Here is a 17,262-nt window from a genome sequence, read left to right as displayed (position 1 = left end):
CGCTCCGGCATGGATCCCGGGTCAAGCCCGGGATGACGGCGAGGTTGGGGCGAGAAATTCTCCCCTACGATGGCGGAGCGAACGCATGACCGAGATCACCTGCAAGCTTCTCGTCATCGGTGCCGGTCCCGGCGGCTATGTCTGCGCCATCCGCGCCGGCCAGCTCGGCATCGACACCGTCATCGTCGAGAGCACCAGGCTCGGCGGTTCCTGCCTCAATGTCGGCTGCATTCCCTCCAAGGCGATGATCCATGTCGCCGAGGAGTTCGAGAAGGCGGCCGAGGCTGCCGCCGGCAAGACGCCCTTCGGCCTGATCGCGGCCGAGCCGAAGCTCGACCTGAAGCAGGCCGTGGCCTGGAAGGACGGCATCGTCCAGCGCCTCAACAACGGCGTCGCCGGCCTGCTGCGCAAGGCGAAGGTCAAGATCGTCCATGGCAAGGCCCGCTTCCGCGACGGCAAGACCGTTGTCGTCGAGACCGAGACCGGCCCCAAGACGATCCAGGCCGAGGCCATCGTCATCGCCACCGGTTCGGCCCCGGTCGAGCTGCCCTTCCTGCCCTTCGGCGGTAACGTGATCTCCTCGACCGGCGCGCTGGCGCTGACCGAAGTGCCGAAGCGCCTCGTCGTGGTCGGCGGCGGCTATATCGGGCTGGAACTGGGCACGGCCTTTGCCAAGCTCGGCGCGAAGGTCACGGTCGTCGAGGCGCAGGACAAGATCCTGCCGCTCTACGATGCCGAGCTGACCGGCCCGATCTCCAAGCGCCTGACCGCGCTCGGCGTCGAGGTACTGCTAGGGGCCAAGGCGCTCGGGCCTACGCCCAAGGGCGACGGCCTGCGCATCGAGACTTCCGACGGCAAGGAGCGCAGCCTGCCGGCCGACAGGATCCTGGTCACGGTCGGCCGCAAGCCGGTCACCGACGGTCTCGGGCTCGAAAATCTCGTGCTCGACATGGACGGCCGTTTCATCCGCATCGGCGAGCGCTGCGAGACCGCGATGCGCGGCATCTATGCCATCGGCGACGTCACCGGCGAGCCGATGCTGGCGCATCGCGCCATGGCGCAGGGCGAGATGGTGGCGGAGATCGTCGCCGGCCTGCCGCGCGCCTGGGACAAGCGCGGCATCGCGGCGATCTGCTTCACCGACCCCGAGATCGTCTCGGTCGGCCTCTCGCCGGACGAGGCCAAGCGCGCCGGCCACGAGCTGAAGATCGGCCAGTTCCCCTTCGCCGCCAATGGCCGGGCGATGACCCGCCATGGCGAGGCCGGCTTCGTCCGCGTCGTCGCGCAGGCCGGCAGCGAACTGGTGCTCGGCATCCAGGCGGTGGGCTCAGGCGTCTCGGAACTCTCGGCCGCTTTCGGGCTCGCGATCGAGATGGGCGCGACGCTGCAGGATATTGCGGGCACGATCCACGCGCATCCGACGCTGGGCGAGGCCTTCCCGGAGGCCGCGATGAAGGCGCTGGGCCACGCGCTGCATATCTGAGCGGCGCGGCTTATCGGCGCAGCGGCAAGCTGCGTCCTTGTTCCACGCCGGATCCGGGCCGATGTCACGGGCATGCCGCCATCCACAGTCGCGGCGCCGGACGAGACGCATCATGCCAGATATCGACGCAGGCCAGGACTGGCCGGTACTGTCCCCGCTCAAGACCGGCCTGCGCGGACGCTGCCCTCGCTGCGGCCAGGGCCGGATGTTCTCCGGCTTTCTCAAGATCAAGCCGCGTTGCGAGGTGTGCGGCCTCGATTACGGCTTTGCCGATCCCGCCGACGGCCCGGCCTTCTTCGTGATGATGTTCGTCTGCGTGCCGGCGGCGGCGTTCCCGCTCTGGCTTGAGCTGACCTACGATCCGCCGAGCTGGGTACATCTGGTCACCACGCTGCCCTTGATCCTGCTGACCTGCATTCCGCCGCTGCAGCCGCTCAAGGGCTGGCTCGTCGCATCGCAATATGTGCACAAGGCCGAGGAAGGGCGCCTCGCGACGGCAGCCGCGCCGGACGTTGCGAGGACTGGCGGAGCCTGAGGCGTCCTGTAAAAGACGTCTGCTTCGCCGGAGGAGATAATGCCCCGTCTGCGCCTCGACGCGCTCGACCGCAAGATCATCGCGGAACTGCAGATCAACTCGCGCCTTTCGGTACAGGACCTCGCCGAGCGCGTGGGTCTGTCGGCCTCGCCCTGCGCGCGGCGCATCCGCATCCTGGAGGAGGCGGGCGTGATCACCGGCTATGCCGCGATCATCGATCAGACCAAGGTTGGCCTGCCGATCAGCGTCTTCGTTTCGATCAAGCTGGAGCGCCAGCGCGAGGATGAACTCGACCGCTTCTCGCAGGCCGTGGCGCGCTGGCCCGAGGTGGTCGATTGCTACCTGATGACCGGCCAGCGCGACTATCTGCTGCGCATCGTCGTGCGCGACCTGCCGGCCTATGAGCGCTTCCTCAAGGACAAGCTCACCCGCCTCGATGGCGTCGCTTCGATCGAGTCGAGCTTCGCGCTCGGCCAGGTGAAGCGCTCCAGCGCGCTCCCGATCGCGGCGGTGCCGGAGGAGGATTAGGCGGCGGCTCAGCCTGCCGTCATGGTCGGGACAAGCCCGACCACGACGACAGGACACGACGCCTCAGGCGGCGGCGTAGCCGACCGTGCCCTTGATCTCGAGGAACTCCTCAAGGCCGAAATCGGCGTATTCGCGGCCATTGCCGGACTGCTTGTAGCCGCCGAACGGTGCGCCCGCGTCCCAGGCCGGGTAGTTGATGTAGACATTGCCCGAGCGCATCTGGGCCGCGACCTTGCGGGCGCGTTCCTGCGAGCCGGACTGGACGTAAGAGGCCAGGCCGTAGGGCGTGTCGTTGGCGCGCGAGACCACCTCGTCGTCGCTCTTGTAGGGCAGGATCGACAGCACGGGGCCGAAGATCTCCTCGCGGGCGATGGTCATCTCGTCGGTGACGCCGCCGAACACGGTCGGGCGGACATAGTAGCCGCGGTTCAGGCCTTCCGGACGGCCCGTGCCGCCGGTGACCAGTGTCGCGCCTTCCTTGATGCCGGCCTCGATCAGGCGCTGCACCTTTTCATACTGCGCCTCGCTGACGACCGGGCCGAGGAAGACGCCATCGGCCGAGGGTGCGCCGACCTTGAGCGGCTCGGCCACCTGCTTGGCGATGGCGAGGGCCTCATCATGCAGCTTCTCCGGCACGAACATCCGGGTCGGCGCGTTGCAGGACTGGCCCGAGTTGCGCATCACGCTCTCGACGCCCAGCTTCACCGACTTCTTCAGGTCGGCATCGTCGAGGATGATGTTGGCCGACTTGCCGCCGAGCTCCTGATGCACGCGCTTGACGGTATCCGCCGCCGCCTTGGCGACGAGGATGCCGGCCCGCGTCGAGCCGGTGAAGGAGACCATGTCGACGCCCGGATGGCGCGAGATCGCCTCGCCGACAGTCGGGCCGTCGCCGTTGACGAGGTTGAACACGCCCTTCGGCACGCCGGCCTCGTCCATCGCCTCGGCGAAGATGATGGCGTTGAGCGGGGCGATCTCGGAGGGCTTCAGCACCATGGTGCAGCCGGCGGCGAGCGCGGGCGCGACCTTGCACATGATCTGGTTGAGCGGCCAGTTCCACGGCGTGATCATGCCGACGACGCCGATCGGCTCCTTGGCGATCAGGGTGGTGCCGCGCAGCTCCTCGAACTCGAAGTTTTCGAGCGTCTCGATCATCTTGGCCAGGTGGGCGGTGCCCATCGCGGCCTGTGCGCGGTGCGCCAGCTCCTTCGGCGCACCCATCTCGCGCGAGAGGATGTCGGCGATGGCGTCGTAGCGCTTCTTGTAGGCCTCGGCGAGGCGGCGCATCAGGGCGAGGCGCTCGGCTTTCGAGGTCGCGGCGAAGGCCGGAAAGGCGGCGCGGGCCGCGGCGACGGCTTTGTCGACATCGGCCTGCTCGCCGAGCGCGATCGTGGCGAAGACCTCCTCGTTCGACGGGTCGACCACGCCGAGCGTGCGGTTGCCGGACGGCTTCACCCATTGGCCGTCGATATAGAATTCGAGCTCATGCGCCATGGTCTGGTCTCCTGCCTTAGTCTTGGCCCGTGGCGCGGACACCCTGCCGGAAAGCGGCCGGATATCGATGCCCAGAGCGGGAACTGTGGGTGTCCGACGCGAACGGGCGGCCTTGCGCGATCATGCATCGCCGGCCGCCACCAACGCTGTATCTGACGGGGCCCAACGTTAGGGGGCGGATGCCCGCCTGTCACGGGGCGCCGCGCCGCGTTTGCGGATGGCGGCCATGCAGCGGCGCTTCTTGTGCGAGGACGCGCCGGGCCTGTTCGTCACCAGAACCATCGCGTCAACCCGGGCAAGCCGGGTTTACGGCGCCGATCCGGGATCCATTCCGGAACCTCTTTCGGCAAGGCTCCGGAATGGATCCCGGGTCTACGCTTCGCTGCGCCCGGGATGACGGCGGAGGATGAGTTCGCTCAGAGCCGCGCCTTGACGCTGCGCGGCGTCGCCAGGAGCAGGCTGGTCTCGCTGTTGGTGACGCCGGGGATCATGCGGATGCGCCGGAGTACCTGGTCGAAGGCGATCAGGTCGGAGGTGCCCAGCTCGACCACGAGGTCCCAGTTGCCGTTGGTGGTGTGGATGCTGGAGACCTCGGTGAAGCCTGAAAGCGCATCGATCACCGTATCCGCCGCCTGGCCGGCGATCTCGATCATGGTGATGCCGCGCACGGGCAGGTCGATCGCATCCGAACGCAGGATCACCGTGAAGCCGATGATCTCGCCGGATTGCTCCAGCTTCTCCAGCCGCGCCCGCACCGTCGCCCGCGTCAGGCCGAGATCGGCGGCCAGGTCCGAGATGCTGCGGCGCCCGTCGTGGCGCAGCAGGGTGATGAGCTTGCGGTCGAGATCGTCCATCGCCCGAAATGGATAAATCGCTTTCCCGTTTCGATCAATCTTGGTCCCGATCTGGTCGTTTTGGCTTCTTTCGCCTGCCGCCGAAAACAGGGACAATCACTCCTTCAACGAGAACAGCGCGGGGACCCATGATTCAGCAGCTCAACGTCGTGCCTTTCGTCAGTGTCGACCACATGATGAAGCTGGTCCATGCGATCGGCATCGAGCGGATGCTGTCCGAGATCGCCACCTATATCGAGGAGGATTTCCGGCGCTGGGAGATCTTCGACAAGACGCCGCGCATCGCCTCCCACAGCCTCGAAGGCGTGATCGAATTGATGCCGACCAGCGACGGCAAGCTCTACGGCTTCAAATACGTCAACGGCCATCCCAAGAACATGAAGGCCGGCCTGCAGACCGTCACCGCCTTCGGCCTGCTCTCGGATGTCGCGACCGGCTATCCGGTCCTGCTCTCCGAGATGACCATCCTGACCGCCCTGCGCACGGCGGCGATGTCGGCGGTTGCCGCTAGGCACCTCGCGCCGAAGAACGCCGCGACCATGGCGATCATCGGCAATGGCGCGCAGTCCGAGTTCCAGGCCTTCGCCTTCCGCGCGATCCTCGGCATCGAGAACCTGCGCCTTTACGACGTCGATCCGGCCGCGACCGAGAAATGCGCCCGCAACCTCGCCCGCCACGGCTTCAGGATCACGCGCTGCGCGACCGCGATGGAAGCCGTCGAGGGCGCCGAGATCGTCACCACCGTCACGGCGGACAAGCAGTATGCGACGATCCTGACCGACAACATGGTCGGCGCCGGTATCCATATCAACGCGGTCGGGGGTGATTGCCCCGGCAAGACCGAGATCCACCGCGACGTGCTGCTGCGCTCCTCGATCTTCGTCGAGTACCCGCCGCAGACCCGCATCGAAGGCGACATCCAGCAACTCGACGCCGATCATCCGGTCGAGGAACTCTGGAAGGTCATTGCCGGCACGGCTCAGGGCCGCACCGACACCCGCCAGATCACGATGTTCGACTCGGTCGGCTTCGCGATCGAGGATTTTTCGGCGCTGCGCTATGTCTACGAGCGCATCCGCGAGGCCGGCACCTATGTCGATCTCGACCTGATCGCCGACCCCGACGATTCCCGCGATCTCTTCGGCATGCTGATGCGCGGGGCGCCGGGTTCTGCCGCTGCGGCCTGAGCTTCGAGAGTCTGAGCGACGGCTTGGCACCGCCCTCTGTCATTCCGGGGCGCGCCGAAGGCGCGAACCCGGAATCCACGACTGGGTGAGACATCAGGTATTCGGTTGAAAGCGGCTCGCCCGGTCGTGGATTCCAGGTTCTTCGCTGCGCGAAGCCCCGGAATGACAAGGGATGCAGGCCGCCGCTAGCCCCCCTGACAGAGCGCAAGAAACGCTGCCGCCGCCTTGGCGAGATAGCGTTCCCGATGGCGCAAGGCGAGGAAGCGGCGCCTCGGCAGCGGCAGCGCCACGGTGGCGAGCCGTCCGGCCGCGATCGCATTGGCGGCGACGAGGCGCGAAATGGCGGTCGCGCCTGCGCCGGATGCAACGGCGGCGCAGATCGCCTCGTTGGACGGCAGTTCCAGCGCCACGGTGAGATCATCCGCGCCGAGGCCGAGCCCCGGCAGCGCCGCCTCGAACATCGCCCGCGTCCCCGAGCCCGCTTCGCGCAGAACCCAGGCGCCTCCCGAGAGTTCCTGGGTGGAGGGGGCAGCTTCGGCCCATGGATGGCCGGTCGGCACGACGATGACGAGCTCGTCCTCGTCGACCTCGGTCATGTCGAGCGAGGGCGCGTCGATCTCGCCTTCGATGAAGCCGAGATCGGCCGCACCGTCATGAATGGCGGCGCTGACCGTTTCGGTGTTGCCGATCGCGAGCGAGACGGCGATGCCGGGGTGCTCCCGGTGAAAGCGCTGGATCAGCGGCGGCAGCCAGTAATTCGCCACCGTCTGGCTTGCCATCAGCGTGAGCGAGCCGCGCGCCAGGCCCGAGAGATCGGAGAGCACCGCCTCCGCCGCCGCGGCACGCGCCAGCACGGCGCGCGCCTCGATCAGGAAGAGTTGGCCGGCTTCGGTCAGGACGATCCGCCGGCCGATCCGGTCGAACAGCTTCGTGGCGTAGCGCGCCTCCAGCGTCGTGATTGCTGAACTCACGGCCGATTGCGTGAGATTGAGGACGCGCGCGCCTTGCGTCAGGTGCTCCCGTTCGGCGACGGCGACGAAGATGCGGAGCTGTTCGAGAGTCATGCGCCAGAGCTTACAGCTCGGATGGAAAAACTCAGCCCTCATCCTGAGGAGCCGCGATAGCGGCGTCTCGAAGGATGCTCCGGATGGTTCCAGAGATTCCTGGAACATCCTTCGATACGCAAGCCTTCGGCTCGCTCCTCAGGATGAGGGCTTCGGCTATAACGGACGCCAGGCATTGTTCTAGGTCGCCGACATCTCCGCCAGGAACGAGAGATAGGCCGGGTTGTCGCTCTCGCTCCAATAGGGATAGCCGAGCGCATCGAGTCGTTTCGTGAGCTGGTCACGCTGGTTTGGCGGAATCTGGATGCCGGCGAGGATGCGGCCGTAATCGGCACCGTGGTTGCGGTAGTGGAACAGCGAGATGTTCCAGTCGGCCGAAAGGCTGTTGAGGAATTTCAGCAGCGCGCCCGGCCGTTCCGGGAACTGGAAGCGGAAGATCAGTTCGTCGCCGAGCCCCGGCGCCTTGCCGCCGACCATGTAGCGGATATGTAGCTTGGCGAGCTCGTTATCGCTCATGTCGAGCACGGGATAACCGTGCTCGGACAGCATCGCGATGATCTGGCGCTTCTCGGCATCGCCCTCCGAAAGCTGCACGCCGACGAAGATGCGCGCGGCCTTCGGATCGGAATAGCGATAGTTGAACTCGGTGATGGCGCGCCGGCCGAGCAACTCGATGAAGGCGCGGTAGGCGCCGGGCCTTTCGGGGATGGTCACCGCCAGCAGTGCCTCGCGATGCTCGCCGATCTCGGCCCGCTCGGCGATATGGCGCAGGCGGTCGAAATTCATGTTCGCACCGCTATTGATCGCGATCAGCGCGCCGGTACGCTGGGGCTCACGCGCCGCATAGGCCTTGAGACCCGCGAGGCTGACCGCGCCCGAGGGTTCGGCGATGGCGCGGGTATCCTCGAAGATGTCCTTGACCGCCGCGCAGATCTCGTCGGTCGAGACGGTGACGACCGCGTCGAGCAGTTCGCGGCAGAGCCTGAAGGTTTCCTCGCCCGCCTGCCGAACCGCGACGCCGTCGGCGAAAAGCCCGACCTGATCGAGCACCACCCGCTCGCCCACCGCGATGGCGCCGGCCATGGAGGCGGCGTCCGCGGGCTCGACGCCGATCACCTTGATATCCGGCCGCAGGAACTTGGCGTACACTGCGACGCCGGCTGCAAGCCCGCCGCCGCCGATCGGCACGAAGATCGGCTCGGAATGCTGGCGCAGGATCTCCATGCCGACCGTGCCCTGACCGGCGATGACGTCCGGGTCGTCATAGGGGTGGACGAAGGTCAGCCCCTTCTCGGCCTCGAGCTTGCGGGCATGGCCATAGGCCTCCTCGAAATTCTCGCCATGCAGCACGACGCGCCCGCCGAGGCTGCGCACCGCCTGAACCTTGATGTCCGGCGTGGTGCGCGGCATCACGATGGTCGCCTTGATGCCGAGTTTCTTCGCCGCCAGCGCCACGCCCTGCGCATGATTGCCGGCCGAGGCGCAGATCACGCCGCGCTCGGCCTCGATGGCGGAAAGGCCCGCGATCTTGTTGTAGGCGCCACGCAGCTTGAACGAGAAGACGGGCTGCAGATCCTCGCGCTTGAGCAGGGCGCTGCCACCGATCCGGGCTGACAAACGCGGCAACGGATCGAGCGGGCTTTCGATCGCGACGTCATAGACGCGCGCCCCGATGATCTTGCGGATGTAGTCTTGCATGGCAGGCCCGTCCTTCGGACGCGGCGATAGTCCGATGTGCGGCTATGTCAATCGCGATCGTTGCGTGCGGCGAGGGGCGGATCGCGTCGGCCATGCGCGGGGCGGGATTGCCAAGCCCCCTTCCGGCGCGCCAAAGCGTTGGGGAACAGGGCGCCGCGCAGCGATGGCGCCGCAGAGGTGGAGACGGGCATGAGCTGGGGCGTTCGCGATTTCATGGTGCCGGGCCGGCCGGTTGCGGTCGGCGATCGCGGCATGGCGGCGACCTCGCATCCGGCCTCGACGCTGGCGGCGGTCGAGATCCTGCGCAACGGCGGCAACGCCATCGATGCCGCGATCGCGGCGGTGGCCGTCCAGGCGGTGGTCGATCCGCATATGACCGGCATCGGCGGCGACTGCTTTGCGATCTATGCGCCGGCCAATGGCAGGATGGTCGCGATCAACGGCTCGGGCCGCTCGGCCGCCAAGGCCGATCTCGGCTGGTTCCTCGGTCAGGGCATGACGTCGATCGCGGCGGATTCGCCCCATGCCGTGACCGTGCCCGGCGCCATCGACGCCTGGTGCCGCCTCGTCGCCGACCATGGCAGCAAGAGCCTCGACGAGATCTTCGCAGCCGCGATCCGCGCCGCCGAGGAGGGCTTCGTGGTGACGCCGCGCGTCGCGCTCGACTGGGCCAAGGCCCGCGGGCGCATCGAGAAGCACGGCCTTGGCAACGCCGTCTACCTGCCGGGCGGCAATCCCCCGGCGGTCGGCGACAGGATGGTCCATCCCGCTCTCGGCAACATGCTGCGCCGCGTGGCCCGCGAAGGTCGCTCGGCGTTCTATGAGGGAGAGCTTGCCGAGGACATGGTCTCCGTGCTCAACGCGGCCGGCAGCCTGATCAGCCTCGAGGATTTCGCCGCCTCGAAGCCGGATTATGTCGATCCGATCGGCGCCGATTATCGCGGCCACCGCCTCTGGGAATGCCCGCCGAACGGCCAGGGCATCGCCGCGCTGCTGATCGCGCGCATCCTCGAAGGCTTCGACATGAAGGACGAGAAGCTCAGCGAGGCCGACCGCATCCACCTCCTCGCCGAAGCCAGCAAGGCCGCCTATCGCCAGCGCGATGCGCTGGTCGCCGATCCCGCTGTCAGCCCCTTCGATACGGATGCCTTCCTGTCGGACCAGTTCGTTGGGCGCATCCGTGGGGAGATCAGCCTGGAGAAGGCGGCGGCGCCCGAAGCCTTCGACATGCCCCTGCACAAGGACACGATCTATCTCTGCGTCGTCGACGGCAAGGGTAACATGGTCTCCTTCATCAACTCGCTGTTCTCCGCCTTCGGCAGCGGCATCTATGCGGCCAAGGCCGGCGTCATGCTGCAGAACCGCGGCTCGGGCTTCCGCCTGATCGAAGGCCATCCCAACGCCATCGCGCCGCGCAAGCGCCCGTTCCACACGATCATCCCGGGCATGCTTGCCAAGGACGGCAAGCCGATCATGCCGTTCGGTGTGATGGGCGGCCAGTACCAGTCGACCGGCCATGCCCATTTCCTCTCCGGCATCCTCGACCGCGGCTTCGACCCGCAGCAGGCCTCGGACGCGCCGCGCAGCTTCGCCTATGACGGCAAGCTCTCGCTGGAGACGACGATCCCCGCGAGCATCGCCGCCGACCTGAAGGCGCGCGGCCATGACGTGATCTGGTCCGAGGAGCCGCTTGGCGGCTGCCAGGCGATCTGGGTCGATCACAAGCGCGGCGTGATGTTCGGCGCCTCCGACCACCGCAAGGACGGCTTCGCGCTCGCCGTCTGAGGAACCCGGCCTTAACGCCCCTCCGCTATCGCTCGTCGCCAGCGAGGGAGGGGCGCTTGGCGCAGAACGGGCCATTCGGCTGGGGGATCATGGGCACCGGCACGATTGCCGGGCTCTTCGCCAACGATCTCGGCCTGCTGCCGCAGGCCCGCATCGCCGCCGTGCACTCGCGTTCGCTCGATAAGGCGCAGGGGTTCGCCGGGCGGTTCGGCGAGGCGACGGCCTATGATGACGAAGCGGCCTTCCTGGCCGATTCCGCGATCGAAGCGGTCTATATCGCGACGCCCAACCATCTCCATGCCACGCAGGCGCTCAAAGCCATCGCGGCCGGCAAGCCGGTTCTGATCGAGAAGCCGATCGCGCTCGCCAGCGCCGATGTCGAGAGAATCGCGCAGGCGGCCGCCGAGCGCGGCGTCTTCGCGATGGAAGCACTGTGGAGTCGCTTCCTGCCGGCGGTGCGCCGGGCGCGCGAGCAGATTGTCGCTGGCCGCATCGGTGCGATCAAACGCATCCGTGCCGATCTCTCCTATCTCCATCCCGAGGAGCCGGGCAGCCGCTTCTTCGATCCGGCCTTGGGCGGCGGTGCGGCATTCGATCTCGGCGTCTATCCGCTGTCGCTTGTCCTGGATCTGCTGGGCGATCCGCGAGCCGTAAGCGGAAGCTGGCTCGCCGCCGGGACCGGCGTCGACCGGCGGAGCCTATTCCGGCTGGAGTATCCGGCCGCGGTCGTGGAGCTGTCCTGTGGCTTTGATCGGGACGGGGCGAACCGGCTGCTTGTCGAGGGCGAGTGCGGCGGGCTGATCCTCGAAGCGCCGTTCCTGAAGGCCCAGCGGTTGAGTTGGTATGCCGATGCCGGCCGCGCGCTTGCAGCTTACGAACGCGGAACGGGCGGGATCGCGCGCCTGCTCGACCGCCTGCCTCAATCGGGCCGGATCAGCGAGAATGTCGCCTTTCCCGGCAACGGCCTTCAATTCCAGGCGGAAGCGGCGATAGCGGCGATTCGTGCGGGGGAGGGCGCCTGCGCGGAGATGCCGCTCGGCGACAGCGCGGCCGTACTGCGGATCATCGAAACGATCAGGGCGCAGCCGGCGACAGCGCCCTGACTCGCATACTCAGTGGCGGGTGCCGCAGGTGAAGGCGCCGCAGCGCACCTTGTCGGCCAGCGTCTCGGCGAAGGTCGCGGTCGCGTCCTCGCCATAGGTCTCGACCAGCGTCCGCAGCGCCGCGAACAGGGCGGCATGGGCCATGGCATCGGGATCGAGCCCGTCCTGCTGCGCCTCGTTGAAGGCATCCTCGACATAGCCATAGGCTACGCGGCGGACATCGCCATGGTCCTCGGCGAGATTCGGGTCGAGCATCGTGTCGTCTGGCTGGATCGGCATCGAAACGGAACTCTTGAGCCTTCTGTCTGACGCGAATCGCGGCGGTTCTGCCCCGGATCGCGACGGTTGGGCGATGCTCAAGACATAGGCCGTGCCAGAGCGGCACGCTACCGTGGCCTTTAAGAAAGGTTAACGCGACCGGGAAAATCCGGTGGAAGACGCCTTACGGCAACAGCTGTTGCCTATCCGCCATAGCGCCCGGCGAGCGCCCGCGACAGCGCCTCGCCCTCGGCCGCCAGACGCGAGGAAGCTTCCTGGCTGGCCTCGGTACAGGAGCGATGGGTCAGGGAATAGGCCTTGAAGCCGCGATTGAAGGCAGCGGTCAGCCGGTCGCGGCGTTGCGGCGTCCGGCCTTCCGCCTCGATCAGCGCGGCCATCCGCGTGCGCCAATCCTGCGCTTCGCGACCGCCGCAGAGCGTCCTGAGATAGGCCAGCGAGCCCATGATCTCGGAGAGTTGCAGGAGCTGCGGCTCGTAGGGCGGGGCGGTGGATTCCGGCGCAGGCGGCTCGGCAGGCTTGGTCGCGGGAGGCTTCGCCGCCGGTTGTGCGGGCCGCTGCTGCGCCTCCGCCGTGATCGGCAGCAGGAGCAGGACGGCCAGCAGCGCCGGATGGGGAAGCCGGACCGTCATGAGGAGCCCGCCCCGGCCGTGAAGAGCTGATGCGCGCGCCGCAGGACGTCGCCCAGTTCGCGCGTGGTGGCGAGTCCGCCGAGTTTCAGCGGATCGGCCCACATCACGGCACCCGCCTCCGGTCCTGTGCGCGGCTCGCCGGAAAGCCATGCGCCGATGAACGAGGCGACGACGAAGTGATGGGTTACGGCGCCCCTGGCGTCGCGGCCGAAGATCTCGACATGGCGGTTGAAGCCGAGGATGCGGGCGGAAACGCCGACCTCCTCATCCAGTTCGCGCAGGGCCGCTTCCTCCAGCGTCTCGCCGGGCTCGACCTTGCCGCCCGGCAGCGACCAGAGCTGATCGGCCGGCGGCTTGGTTCGCGTCGCCAGCAGCACCTTGCCGTCGCGGAAGACGGCGACCGAGGCCGCCAGCACCGGCCGCGCCGCCGCCCGGCCGGGCGTGGGGAAGCGGATGACCTGGCCGCCATCCTCGCTCATGCCAGGGGCTCACGCATCAGACGTGCTGTCCGCCATTGATGTGCAGCTCCGAACCGGTGACGTAGCTCGAGGCGTCCGTGCAGAGGAAATAAATCGCCTTGGCGACCTCGTCGGGCTTGCCGAGCCGCTGCATCGGCAGGGTCGCGACGATCTTGTCCGTGCCCGGCGACAGGATCGAGGTGTCGATCTCGCCGGGCGAGATCGCGTTGACGCGCACGCCGAGCGGGCCGAAATCGGCGGCCATCTCGCGGGTCAGGCTGGCGAGCGCCGCCTTCGAGGTCGCATAGGCCGCTCCGGCGAAGGGATGCACGCGCGAGCCCGCGATCGAGGAGACGTTGACGATCGCGCCCTTGGCGGCGGTGAGCTCGTCGAGCAGCCCGCGCGCCAGCATGATCGGCGCAAAGAAATTGACCTGGAAGACCTTGTGCCAGTCGTTGAAGGAGGTGGTGGCGGCGCCGAGCCGCTCGCCATTGCGCCCTTTCGGCGAGATGCCGGCATTGTTGACCAGTGCGTTGAGCTTGCCGCCCTCGATCGCCAGCCGCTTCTTGATCTCGGCGATGCCGCGCATCGTGTCCTCGGGGTCGCCGAGATCGATCTGGACATGGTCGTCCGCGCCCGACGGCCAGGGGCATTTGTCGGAGAAGGCCTGGCGCGAGCAGGACAGGATGCGCCAGCCCGCCATGGCGAACTGCATCACCGTGGCATGGCCGATGCCGCGGCTCGCCCCGGTCAGCAGCATCACCGGGCGCTTGCCGGCCTCGGTCTTCGGGAAATCGAACTTGGGCATCGCCATGTGGCTGGGATCCTCAGGGGTAGAAGCGGGTCTTCGTCCAGGGCGCATCGGACGCGTCGCGGCGGAAGATGATGCGGTCATGCAGGCGGAAGGCGCCGTCGCGCCAGAACTCGATATAGGTCGGGGTGATGCGAAAGCCGCGCCAGTAGGCCGGGCGCGGAATCTCGCCGATGCCGAATTTCAGCGTGTAGCTCGCCACCGCCTTCTCCAGCGCGAAGCGGCTCTCCAGCGGGCGAGACTGCTGCGAAGCCCAGGCGCCGATGCGGCTGTCGCGCGGGCGGGAGTGGAAATAGGCGTCCGACTCGGCGTCGGTCACGAGCGCGACCGTGCCGCGGATGCGGATCTGCCGGCGCAGGCTCTTCCAGTGGAACAGGGCGGCGGCCTTGGGCTGGCCGATGAGTTCCTGGCCCTTCTGGCTCTCGGTGTTGGTGTAGAACACGAAACCGTCCGGCCCGTGGCCCTTGAGCAGCACCATGCGGCTGTTCGGCATGCCTTCGGCGTCGACGGTCGAGAGCGCCATGCCGGTCGGGTCGTTCGGCTCCGACTTCGTGGCCTCGTCCAACCACTTCTGGAACAAGGCGAAAGGCTCGTTTTCCTCGGTGAAGTCACCGCTCGTTAACGGTTGCACGTTCTAATCCTCGGTAGTGAAAATGGGCGTCGGGCGAGCGCAGAAGTGATCCGGATTCGGGCGGTCGATTTATATAGGGCAGGGTCGAGGACGTTCCAAAGCCTCAACCGTTGCGCAGCCCCCATGCGCCCGCTGGCTGCCGTCGCGCTTTTGGCCGTGTTCAGCGCCGGCTGTTCCGTCTCCTTCCCGATTCTCGGCCTGTCGAGCAAGAGCGAGGACGAGGTCGCCGCGACCTCGTCCATGACGACCTCCTCGGTCCTGCCGGCCCGTGGCGGCGATCGCGCCGGCCCGCTCGCCAGCCTGGCGTCGGAGCTGGGACCTGAAGACATGCGCCGGGCCGACGGGGCGATGGGCGTGGCGCTCGATCCGCAGGGCAATGGCGCCGCCGTCTCCTGGGACAATCCCCAAAGCGGCATCAAGGGCTCCTTCATCCCGGTCGGCGGCCCTTTCCTGCGCGCCGACGAGATCTGCCGGGCCTTCATCGCCAGCGTCCAGACGCAGGCCCGGCCGGTCAAGCTTCAGGGCACGGCCTGCCGCCCTTCCGGCGGCGAATGGGCGGTCAAGGACATGGGTCCCTGGAAGGGCCTGAGCTAAAGGCTTTTCACGCCGCTTGCCTCGCCATCGAGCCGGGTGCAAAACGGCCCGGAATAGGTGTTGCGCACACGCCACACCGCCCCCACATAGGGCGAGACGGACGGCTGTCGGCTTCGGCGCTGGCCGTTCGATTTTGCGTGAAAGAGGTATTGGATGCGCGATCCCTATCAGGTTCTGGGCGTCGCCCGCGGCGCGAGCGATGCGGAAATCAAGAAGGCTTTCCGCAAGCGCGCCAAGGAGCTGCATCCGGACCGCAACCGGGACGACCCCAAGGCGCAGGACAAGTTCTCCGAGCTCAACGCCGCCTATGAGATCGTCGGCGACGAGACCAAGCGCAAGCAGTTCGATCGCGGCGAGATCGATGCCGAGGGCAAGCCGCGCTTTCAGGGCTTCGAGGGCATGGGCGCCGGCCGGGGCGGGCGCAGCGGCGGCTTCGAGTTCAATTTCGGCCAGGGCGGCGGCCATCCGTTCGGCGGACGCGCCGGTCCGGGGGGCGGCGATGCCGGCTTCGACGCCTCCGACATCTTCTCCTCGCTCTTCGGCGAGGGCTCCCGGCGGGCCCGCGGCCGGCCCGAGCCGCAGAAGCCGCCGGAGCAGAGTTTTACGCTCGAAGTCACCCTGGCGCAGGCCGCGACCGGCGGCACCCGCCGGGTCAAGCTGCCGGGTGGCCGCGAGGTCGAGATCACCATCCCCGAGGGAGTGAGCGACGGCAAGGTGATGCGCCTGCGCGGGCTCGGCCAGGTCGATCCGTTCTCGGGCGAGGCCGGCGACGTGATGATGACCATCAAGGTCAAGCCGGATTCGCGCTTCACCATCGACGGCAACGATCTGCGCACCCGCGTCACGGTGCCGCTCGCCAGGGCGGTGCTCGGCGGGCCGCTGCATGTCCCGACGCTGACCGGCGCGGTCGAGATGAACATCCCGCCGCTGACCGGCACGGCCCGGCAGTTCCGCCTGCGCGGCAAGGGGCTCAAGGGCGAGAAGGGCGCGGTCGGCGATCTCTTCGTCGCCATCGATATCGAGATGCCCGCGAGCGATGCCGAACTCACGGCGCTGATGAAAGGGCGTGACGAAGCCAAGTGAGCCGGCTCGACTGCCGGCGAGGTCGAAAACAGGCGATGCGGGTCCCGGAGCGCCGCCTTATGCGTGATTCAGCCGTGGAGGCGGGCATCAAAGCGGTTCCCGTTTCCCTGCGACTGTTCTAAGAGACCTGCTCGTCATTCATCTGCGGGTTTCCCATGCCTGATTCCAACGCCGTTTCGCCGACCGCCAATCTCCTCAAGGGCAAGCGCGGGCTCGTGATGGGCGTCGCGAACAACCGCTCCATCGCCTGGGGCATCGCCAAGGCGGCGGCGGATGCCGGTGCGGAACTCGCCTTCACCTATCAGGGCGACGCGCTGAAGAAGCGGGTCGAGCCGCTGGCCAAGCAGCTCGGCGGCCATGTCGTGGGGCATTGCGACGTCACCGACGGCGCCACGATCGATGCGGTCTTCGCCGAGATCGAGAAGCTCTGGGGCAAGCTCGACTTCGTGGTCCACTGCATCGCCTTCTCCGACAAGGACGAATTGACCGGCCGCTATGTCGATACGAGCGAGGCCAATTTCTCGAAGTCGCTGCTGATCTCCTGCTATTCCTTCACGGCGATTACCCAGCGCGCCGAGAAGCTGATGCCGGATGGCGGCTCGCTTTTGACCCTGACCTATTACGGCGCCGAGAAATGGATGCCGCATTACAATGTCATGGGTGTCGCCAAGGCGGCGCTGGAATCGAGCGTGCAGTATCTCGCCGCCGATCTCGGCCCGCAGAAGATCCGCGTCAACGCAATCTCGGCCGGCCCGATCAAGACGCTCGCGGCCTCCGGCATCGGCGATTTCCGCTACATCCTGAAGTGGAACGAGTACAATTCGCCTCTGCGCCGGACGGTGACGATCGAGGAGGTCGGCGAGACCGCTGTCTTCCTGGTCTCCGACATGTCGCGCGGCATCACCGGCGAGATCATGCATGTCGACGCGGGCTACCACGTCGTCGGCATGAAGGTGCCGACAGCACCGGACATCTCCCTCGACAAGGGCGAGTGATCTCGATCATCGGATCGACAGCGGGCGTCTGCCTGATCGATCCGATGTCGA

At 67.4% G+C, this 17,262-nt stretch carries 18 protein-coding genes; 9 read left to right on the top strand and 9 right to left on the bottom strand.

Annotation, left to right across the window (positions count from 1 at the left end):
* Positions 1 to 85: 85 nt before the first annotated feature.
* The 3 genes from lpdA (at position 86) to OCUBac02_RS20905 (ending at position 2,546) form a co-directional block, all read left to right on the top strand.
* Positions 86 to 1,483 (top strand): dihydrolipoyl dehydrogenase, encoded by a 1,398-nt coding sequence (gene lpdA / locus OCUBac02_RS20915; protein WP_173048365.1) that lies wholly within the window; start codon positions 86 to 88, stop codon positions 1,481 to 1,483.
* A gap of 112 nt (positions 1,484 to 1,595) precedes the next feature.
* A complete protein-coding gene (locus OCUBac02_RS20910; protein ID WP_173048363.1) occupies positions 1,596 to 2,018 on the top strand; it encodes a DUF983 domain-containing protein in 423 nt (140 codons plus the stop codon).
* A 39-nt stretch (positions 2,019 to 2,057) separates the two neighbouring features.
* The gene (locus OCUBac02_RS20905; protein ID WP_173048361.1) at positions 2,058 to 2,546 is read left to right on the top strand and encodes an Lrp/AsnC family transcriptional regulator; all 489 of its coding nucleotides are present in this window, start codon (positions 2,058 to 2,060) and stop codon (positions 2,544 to 2,546) included.
* 63 nt (positions 2,547 to 2,609) lie between these two features.
* On the opposite strand, the gene OCUBac02_RS20900 is transcribed toward OCUBac02_RS20905, so the two are convergent.
* Complete coding sequence (locus tag OCUBac02_RS20900; RefSeq protein WP_173048359.1) at positions 2,610 to 4,040, bottom strand: aldehyde dehydrogenase family protein; 1,431 nt, start codon at positions 4,038 to 4,040, stop codon at positions 2,610 to 2,612.
* A gap of 416 nt (positions 4,041 to 4,456) precedes the next feature.
* Positions 4,457 to 4,894, bottom strand: a complete 438-nt coding sequence (locus OCUBac02_RS20895) for an Lrp/AsnC family transcriptional regulator (protein WP_047577514.1) — start codon at positions 4,892 to 4,894, stop codon at positions 4,457 to 4,459.
* A 128-nt stretch (positions 4,895 to 5,022) separates the two neighbouring features.
* Here OCUBac02_RS20895 and OCUBac02_RS20890 point away from each other — a divergent pair, with 128 nt between their 5' ends.
* Entirely contained in the window at positions 5,023 to 6,081 is a 1,059-nt protein-coding gene (locus tag OCUBac02_RS20890; protein WP_173048357.1) for an ornithine cyclodeaminase, read from the top strand.
* Positions 6,082 to 6,266: 185 nt separating this feature from the next.
* On the opposite strand, the gene OCUBac02_RS20885 is transcribed toward OCUBac02_RS20890, so the two are convergent.
* Positions 6,267 to 7,145, bottom strand: coding sequence for a LysR family transcriptional regulator (locus OCUBac02_RS20885; RefSeq protein ID WP_173048355.1), 879 nt, complete (start codon positions 7,143 to 7,145; stop codon positions 6,267 to 6,269).
* Positions 7,146 to 7,325: 180 nt separating this feature from the next.
* The gene (gene ilvA, locus OCUBac02_RS20880) at positions 7,326 to 8,843 is read right to left on the bottom strand and encodes a threonine ammonia-lyase, biosynthetic (protein WP_173048353.1); all 1,518 of its coding nucleotides are present in this window, start codon (positions 8,841 to 8,843) and stop codon (positions 7,326 to 7,328) included.
* Positions 8,844 to 9,032: 189 nt separating this feature from the next.
* On the opposite strand from ilvA, the gene OCUBac02_RS20875 reads away from it, so the two are divergent.
* Both OCUBac02_RS20875 and OCUBac02_RS20870 read left to right on the top strand, forming a co-directional pair.
* Entirely contained in the window at positions 9,033 to 10,628 is a 1,596-nt protein-coding gene (locus OCUBac02_RS20875) for a gamma-glutamyltransferase family protein (RefSeq protein ID WP_173048351.1), read from the top strand.
* 89 nt (positions 10,629 to 10,717) lie between these two features.
* Positions 10,718 to 11,731 carry a Gfo/Idh/MocA family protein gene (locus OCUBac02_RS20870; RefSeq protein ID WP_173049755.1) on the top strand — a complete coding sequence of 338 codons (1,014 nt, stop codon included), beginning with the start codon at positions 10,718 to 10,720 and terminating at the stop codon, positions 11,729 to 11,731.
* A 9-nt stretch (positions 11,732 to 11,740) separates the two neighbouring features.
* Here the strand turns inward: OCUBac02_RS20870 and OCUBac02_RS20865 are convergent, their stop codons facing one another.
* From OCUBac02_RS20865 to pdxH, 5 genes are all read right to left on the bottom strand, one after another.
* Positions 11,741 to 12,010: a hypothetical protein gene (locus OCUBac02_RS20865; protein WP_348521636.1), complete on the bottom strand. Its 270-nt coding sequence runs from the start codon at positions 12,008 to 12,010 to the stop codon at positions 11,741 to 11,743.
* A gap of 182 nt (positions 12,011 to 12,192) precedes the next feature.
* On the bottom strand, positions 12,193 to 12,639 hold the full coding sequence (locus OCUBac02_RS20860) for a TIGR02301 family protein (protein ID WP_047582360.1): 447 nt from the start codon (positions 12,637 to 12,639) through the stop codon (positions 12,193 to 12,195).
* Positions 12,636 to 13,118 (bottom strand): NUDIX hydrolase, encoded by a 483-nt coding sequence (locus OCUBac02_RS20855; protein WP_173048349.1) that lies wholly within the window; start codon positions 13,116 to 13,118, stop codon positions 12,636 to 12,638. Before OCUBac02_RS20855 ends, OCUBac02_RS20860 begins: the two co-directional genes overlap by 4 nt.
* Positions 13,119 to 13,134: 16 nt before the next feature.
* Entirely contained in the window at positions 13,135 to 13,857 is a 723-nt protein-coding gene (locus tag OCUBac02_RS20850; RefSeq protein ID WP_173049753.1) for an SDR family NAD(P)-dependent oxidoreductase, read from the bottom strand.
* Positions 13,858 to 13,924: 67 nt separating this feature from the next.
* The gene (pdxH, locus tag OCUBac02_RS20845; RefSeq protein ID WP_047582357.1) at positions 13,925 to 14,539 is read right to left on the bottom strand and encodes a pyridoxamine 5'-phosphate oxidase; all 615 of its coding nucleotides are present in this window, start codon (positions 14,537 to 14,539) and stop codon (positions 13,925 to 13,927) included.
* 123 nt (positions 14,540 to 14,662) lie between these two features.
* On the opposite strand from pdxH, the gene OCUBac02_RS20840 reads away from it, so the two are divergent.
* The 3 genes from OCUBac02_RS20840 to fabI all read left to right on the top strand — a co-directional run bounded on the left by OCUBac02_RS20840 (position 14,663) and on the right by fabI (position 17,211).
* Positions 14,663 to 15,133 carry an RT0821/Lpp0805 family surface protein gene (locus OCUBac02_RS20840; RefSeq protein WP_082010008.1) on the top strand — a complete coding sequence of 157 codons (471 nt, stop codon included), beginning with the start codon at positions 14,663 to 14,665 and terminating at the stop codon, positions 15,131 to 15,133.
* 153 nt (positions 15,134 to 15,286) lie between these two features.
* Complete coding sequence (locus OCUBac02_RS20835; protein ID WP_173048347.1) at positions 15,287 to 16,216, top strand: DnaJ C-terminal domain-containing protein; 930 nt, start codon at positions 15,287 to 15,289, stop codon at positions 16,214 to 16,216.
* A 155-nt stretch (positions 16,217 to 16,371) separates the two neighbouring features.
* Positions 16,372 to 17,211 (top strand): enoyl-ACP reductase FabI, encoded by an 840-nt coding sequence (gene fabI, locus OCUBac02_RS20830; RefSeq protein WP_173048345.1) that lies wholly within the window; start codon positions 16,372 to 16,374, stop codon positions 17,209 to 17,211.
* The last annotated feature ends 51 nt before the right edge of the window (positions 17,212 to 17,262 follow it).

The sequence above is a fragment of the Bosea sp. ANAM02 genome, from assembly GCF_011764485.1.
Taxonomy (GTDB): Bacteria; Pseudomonadota; Alphaproteobacteria; order Rhizobiales; family Beijerinckiaceae; genus Allobosea.
Note: the sequence above shows the minus strand (reverse complement) of the source record. Positions and strands in the feature narration are given on the sequence as shown.